Source organism: Rubidibacter lacunae KORDI 51-2 (assembly GCF_000473895.1).
GTDB lineage: Bacteria > Cyanobacteriota > Cyanobacteriia > Cyanobacteriales > Rubidibacteraceae > Rubidibacter > Rubidibacter lacunae.
The window spans coordinates 1-6005 of sequence record NZ_ASSJ01000025.1; the positions used below are offsets into that span (position 1 = coordinate 1).

Genomic DNA, 6005 nt, shown 5'->3' on the forward strand with positions numbered 1-6005 from the left:
GGCATCAGCGTCGGGAGGATGTCACTTTGCTAGAACGTTTTTAACGGTTCCTTCACCACCATCTGAATCGAAGGGCAATGACTTAAAGAGGCTCGAATCCGCGAGAACAAATCAAGTAAGGATTTTAGGCGCTTGAGCAACGGTCCTCCTGACTGGTTCGATACCTTGGATTGCTGTTGAGCTGAGGTTACGGGAGCAAAGATGTTTTTTCCTCACCCATTCTTACACCACGGATTACGGCTTAAGTCATTGCCATTCTCAGTCCGCGCAGTCTCAGGAGCCTCAGCTAAATTCAAAGTCTGCCGCCGTTAGTTCGGTGACGCCGAGCAGAATCGCCAACTCCGAGCCGTTTAAGGCAACAGACGTGTTGGTGCTGCTCGCGATCGTCAGGTCATTGAATGTAATACCGAGGCCGCCAATTGCGAGTATGTCCTCGCCGCTGTTGAAATCGGTGATGGTGGTTGCCTCTGGCGGAATTTCCGCATTTGCAATCGAGAAGATGTCCGCTCCTGCCCCGCCGCTGAGGGTGTTGCCCCCCCCGGACGTTACAAAGATCTCGTCCGCGCCCGCTCCACCCAGCGCGCGATCGCCCGATCCGACGAAAAGCGTGTCGTTGCCGTTGCCTCCGTAAAGGCGATTGCCTCCGCCCCCCGCAGTCGCATCGAGAATGTCGTTCCCGTCGCCGCCGAACACGCGATCGCCCGTTCCCGCAATCAGTTCGTCGTTACCCGAACCGCCATAGAGGCGATCGGGGGCAACTGAATTACCGACTGCCGCATCGATCAGGTCGTCTCCCCCTCCGGCGAAGGCGAGGGTCGGTCGCACGAGGTTGTCGTTAGCAAGTTCGACCGCTGCTGTTCCGATGTCATCCCCTAACGAGCCGAAGACGAGTTGAGGTTGGCGGCCGCCTTCGATATAAGTTTGGGCTTCCGCAAAAACTGCTGCACCGACGCGCGCGCCGAGTTCGCGACCGAAGAGATCGCCCTCGGTAAAGTGGATGCCTCCGTAAAGTCGCGACAACCCGGCTTCGTCTGCTGCGTCTAAAAATGTCTCCCAGCTCAAGGTCGTTTCGTTCGCTGGTGTCAGACCGGGTTCGAAGCGGGCGGACCCGGCAGGAAAGGTGACGCTCGCGCCGAATCGATCGCTGCCCGTATAAGCCTGCAACACCGCGGCAGCAGCTCGGCTGAACGCGCTGTGACCGGAGGTGTATTCCGCGAAGGGCGGCGAAGCTTCTCTCCCAGGCTCTTGATAGGTCTCGAAGTCCGTTGCCAGGATTGTCTGGGTTCCCTCGCCCTGGACGTATGCCACGATCGCAAACCCGCCTAAATCGGGATCGAATTCCCCGACTAACCCGAGTTCGCCTAGGGTGCGAATGGCCCGGACCGGTCGCACGTAGTCGTAGAAGCGCTTGGCTTCCCAGGTCGCGATTCCAGCATCGAAGACGGCATTTCCCAGGGCGAAGAACAGCTTGGCGTCGTCGTCGAGGGTGTTCTCGTCGCGTGCCGACACGAACTGTCCGAATGTCATCCAGGTGCCGGGCGGGAAGGAGGTGCCGCCGCCATCTTCCCAAAACTCAGCGATTAATTTGTCGCGATCGCTCAGGTTCGCGCTGAAGGCGATGACTTCTTCGGCTTGGGCGATGAAGTCGGGGTTGATGATGGTGCCGACGAGTTCCGGGGCGATCTCGACGACGGTGCCGTCGGCGAGGGCAATCGTCCCCGCTTCGAGGTCGGTCGTGGCTCCCTCAACGAGCAGGAATGGTTCGGGTGCGGGCGGGCGAAATTCGCTGCCTGAGGAGAGGGCAAAGGGGAGGACATCACCCCATTGGGGGGTCAGAAAGCTCTGCAACGGACCATCAGCATCGTCGATCGGGATACGCTCGGGCGTCCACGCGGCGATATCGGTGATGGTTTCCGGGGTTGGGTTGATCGGTTCGTAGGCGGTCGTGTCTGAGTAGGGCGTGCCCGTTCCGTTCGGGTCGTCGCCGAGTTGGTTGGAACCGTCTTGCTGTCGGAGTTCGAGGAGTTCTCCTGCGACGATGGTGCCGATGCCTGCGGGCGTGCTCGCGTCGGCGATCGCGTCGGTTGGGTCGAATCCCAGCTCGTTCATCAGCGCGTCGAAGCTATCCCGCGCTTCTGGGAACAAGTCGTTGGCGACTACATAGGCGGCGAAGCTCATCGCCTCGGTTTTGTTGGCGATCGTGTTCTCGGCTGCCGGAACTTGCAGTCGATCGCCGATGGTGGTGGCGATCGCGGCGGGGTCGTACTGAGCCCAGGCGTCGAACATGGCGGCATGCATCATGCCGTAGGCGCGCGAAGCAACGGTTGGTCCAGGCGCGGCTTCGATGACTGCTTCCTGCAGCGCTCGATCCCACAGTACGGAAACAGTCGGACTTGGGTCTTCGACGGTTACGGTTTGCGCCTCGACGTCGAGAATTAGGTTAGCCATGTTGAGAATTTGTAAGTTGCGACGGGCAAATGTGGAGAAACTGGCGGACTTTGCGGCTCCCATCCGGTGGCTTGTTGCTTGGGGTTGGGTGGCGATCGCGTTAAGGGCTCTGCCGATGAGCCGAAATCCCCTGGTAGGGTTAATTAGTCGAGCATACTCCAGATTTTGGGTTTCTTTAGTTATTGAAACCTCATAATCTGCCGAGTCAATCCCAATTCCTCCCAGATTTCAGCGTTTTTCCGACCGGATGTTTCTGGTACGTCCTGCGCAGATTTTCATCCAATTGGTCGTGCAGGTCTGCGATCGCGCCACGACGTTCGTCTCTCGCATCCAAGGCACGGGCGATCGCGACAATCCATTGTTCGGATACATTCATTCTTTGATTCTAGGGTTCTTGCAGATTCAGAACCGCGATCGCGCGCGCTCGGATGTCGGGGAGCGGTTCGGTGCGAGGTACTTCATGTTGAGGGGTGGGGAGTTCTATCTTGAGGGCGATCGCGGAGTTGACCGCAGCTACACGAGCCTTGCAGACGTATGCAAGATTTTTGGTGGACCCTTGAGTTCTATTGCCCCAATATACAAAAGTTATAAACAGTTCTGAAAATGTCCGGCTTTGAATATACTCAGAACATGGTTTTCAGACAGATAGCATGTTGCAACTAGAAATTGAGGGAGCAGGGGCTGCCGTTGCGGCGCAAGCTTTGACCGAGCTGGAGGGGTTCGATGCCGGTTGGGAATCCCTCGGTGACGACGGTATGACGCGACGGGACCCGATGACCGTTATGGCGGCCCTCGCCACCATCGTCGGCTTGGTCGGGGGCACCCTAGAAATTGCCGAGCGGTTGATTGCTTGGTATCGACATTTCAAGCAAAAGGCTCCGTCTGATAAAACGATCGATAAAGTGATTGTTCAAATCGGCGCTCGTCGGATCGATTTGGAGAATACGACCGTAGCGCAGCTCAAAACGATTTTGGATTCTCTGGATTTTTAACTCCATGGATACGTTATTTGTCGAAATGCGGGTCATTGATGGCAGTCAGGCCGAGCTGCGCTACTGGCAGCCGGGCAGGGTTATTGAGTCCGAATTCTTGGATTTGGAGTCGATACAGCCCCTGCTGGCGCAGGCGGAGGCTGATTTCTATAGCAAGCGGCCAGATCTGGTGGCAATGGGGCAGAACCTGTTTAATTGGCTCAACGGGAAGGGAGGCTGGCTGACTCAGTCGCTGGAGCGCGCGGCGGGTGGATTAGCGATCGCCCTCGCCGTTTCCGAGCAATGGGGGAATTTGCCGTGGGAGTTACTGCATGACGGGACGTCGTTTTTAGTCGGTCGGGTACCGTCAGCGGTCATCGTGCGCTGGGTGAAAGGCGCGGTGGGGCCGTTGAAACCCCGAGATCGGGGGTTGAATCTGCTGTTCATGGCCACCTCGCCAGAAGATGTGCGGCCCCTGCTGGAATTCGAGCAGGAAGAAGCAAACATTTTAAAGATTACAGAGGAGCTGGAGCTGAGTTTGCGGGTGGAGGAAAGTGGTTGTGTAGACGAGTTGAAAAAGCGCTGGGGGCGGTCTAAGCAGAATGAATTTGACGTGTTTCATTTAACGGGGCACGCCAGTTTGGACGCGGCTGGGAAGCCCTTTTTCATCACGGAAACCCTAACCGGAGAACGGGCGGATACGTCCCCCGAGGATTTGCTGGAGGCGTTTGGTCATAAGCCGCCGCGATTGGTATTTCTGTCGGGTTGTCGGACTGGCGAAAGCGGAAATGATGGGTCGGTGCCGTCCATGGCGGAGGCTTTAGTGCAAAAGGGGGTGCCAGCGGTTTTGGGCTGGGGGCGATCGGTCATTGACGCTAGCGCAACCCAAGCCGCAGCTTGTTTGTACGAGCGGTTAGCGGAAGGCGATTCGTTAACCGCGGCATTAGGGGCAACGTATCGCTTTTTACGGCAGGAGAACATTCCCGATTGGCATTTGTTGCGGCTGGTGGTGCGAAGTGACGGCAACAATGAAGCGGCTTGGCAGGCGTTGACGGAGGCACCCGGCTTTGACTATGTACCGGAGCGGAATGAAGTAGATCGAGGGTTTCTGGATGCGAAGACGCAGCAGGTGCGAGTGGCGACGGGGGAAGCATTTGTCGGGCGGCGACGCATTTTGCAGCAGAGTTTGCGATATTTGCTGTCGCGGAATGCGGTGGGATTGCTGCTGCACGGCATGGGCGGAAACGGGAAGAGCACGGTGGGATTGCGGCTCTTAGAGCGGTTGAAGGGTTTTAAGTACGAGCCGGTAGTGTTGTATCGAGAGCGGCTGGATGATTTAACAGAGCAGGTGCTTCGGGGTCGATTGGCGCCGTTTCAATCGGAGCGAGGCCAACAGATATTGGAATCGAAATTGCCGTGGCGGGAGCGGTTGACGCGGTTTTTAGCGGAGGGGCTGAAAGGCGAACAGCGACTGTGTTTTGTGCTGGATGATTTTGAGGTGAATATCGAGCCTCAGTCCGACGGGACTCCCGTGTTAAAAAATCAAGCGAAGCAGCCGTTGAAGGATTTGCTGCAGGCGCTACAACAATGTGCGAAGCCCCATCGGTTGATTCTGACCAGTCGGTATGATGTGGCACTGCCAGATTTAGAACAAAAGATGCTGCGAGTGCTGATGCCGGCCCTAGCTGGGGGCGAACTGCTGAAAAAATATCAGCGACTGCCGGCGTTTGAACGAAACTCAACGGTAGCTCCCGAGCTACAAGCCCAGGCGAAAGCGGCAGCGGAGGGGAATCCGCGGTTGCTGGAGTGGCTTGATGGAGTGTTGCAGGATGCAGAGACGGACAAAGCCGTGATTTTGGAGCGAATGCAGGCGACAACGGCGGAGTTTCGGGAGGATATTCTGGCGGCGGAGTTGTTGAAGCAGCAGTCGCCGGAGTTGCGGATGTTGTTATCTCGCGGACTGCTATTTGAGTTGGCGGTGCCCTCAACGGCGATGGTAGCGCTTTGGGAGGATGGGTTTGGTTGGGAAGCGCATTCACGTCGAGCAGTAGCCCTAGGGTTACTGGAAAAAAGTGTGGCCCAAGGGCAAGACTTTTATCGTGTGCCGCGGATACTTGAGCCACTATTGCCAGAGCCGAAAGAGAAGAAAAGGTTAGTCGAGAAAGGGGTAAAAGCACTTTGGAATTGTTGGCAAGATAGTTCCCTCGCCGACGAACAGATGCTGATGCTTAACGATCTCGCCCAATTTGCAGAGGCTGGTGAGATTGCATTGAAGGTTAGTAATAAACTATCGCTTAGACGCGAGCAACAAGGACGTTATCGGGAAGGGATATTCTTCGGGGAAAACGCCCTTGGGATCGCGAAAAGCTTATTAGGAGAAGACCACCCGTCTACCGCCACCAGTTACAGCAACCTGGCGGCACTCTACGAATCGCAAGGGCGGTACGAGGAAGCGGAACCGCTGTACAAAAAAGGGTTGGCGCTCAGGCAACGGATACTGGGAGAAGACCACCCGTCTACCGCCACCAGTTACAACAACCTGGCGGCACTCTACGAATCGCAAGGACGGTACGAGGAAGCGGAACT

4 protein-coding genes are annotated in these 6005 nt (G+C 56.8%); 3 read left to right on the forward strand and 1 reads right to left on the reverse strand.

Annotated elements, in window-relative coordinates; genetic code table 11:
* Positions 1 to 282 precede the first annotated feature (282 nt).
* The gene (locus KR51_RS04430; RefSeq protein ID WP_022605274.1) at positions 283 to 2511 is read right to left on the reverse strand and encodes a DUF6851 domain-containing protein; all 2229 of its coding nucleotides are present in this window, start codon (positions 2509 to 2511) and stop codon (positions 283 to 285) included.
* 184 nt (positions 2512 to 2695) lie between these two features.
* Here KR51_RS04430 and KR51_RS04435 point away from each other — a divergent pair, with 184 nt between their 5' ends.
* The 3 genes from KR51_RS04435 to KR51_RS04445 form a co-directional block, all read left to right on the forward strand.
* Complete coding sequence (locus KR51_RS04435; protein WP_022605275.1) at positions 2696 to 3049, forward strand: hypothetical protein; 354 nt, start codon at positions 2696 to 2698, stop codon at positions 3047 to 3049.
* 49 nt (positions 3050 to 3098) lie between these two features.
* Entirely contained in the window at positions 3099 to 3440 is a 342-nt protein-coding gene (locus tag KR51_RS17280) for a hypothetical protein (protein ID WP_022605277.1), read from the forward strand.
* A gap of 4 nt (positions 3441 to 3444) precedes the next feature.
* Positions 3445 to 6005, forward strand: a 2561-nt coding sequence (locus KR51_RS04445) for a tetratricopeptide repeat protein (protein WP_022605278.1), incomplete at its 3' end; no start/stop codon positions are given.

Bases quoted from the DNA above. Each gene is read 5' to 3' on its own strand.
- KR51_RS04430 (WP_022605274.1), bottom strand. From the start codon at position 2,511: ATGGGAGCCGCAAAGTCCGCCAGTTTCTCCACATTTGCCCGTCGCAAC.
- KR51_RS04435 (WP_022605275.1), top strand. From the start codon at position 2,696: ATGTTTCTGGTACGTCCTGCGCAGATTTTCATCCAATTGGTCGTGCAG.
- KR51_RS17280 (WP_022605277.1), top strand. From the start codon at position 3,099: ATGTTGCAACTAGAAATTGAGGGAGCAGGGGCTGCCGTTGCGGCGCAA.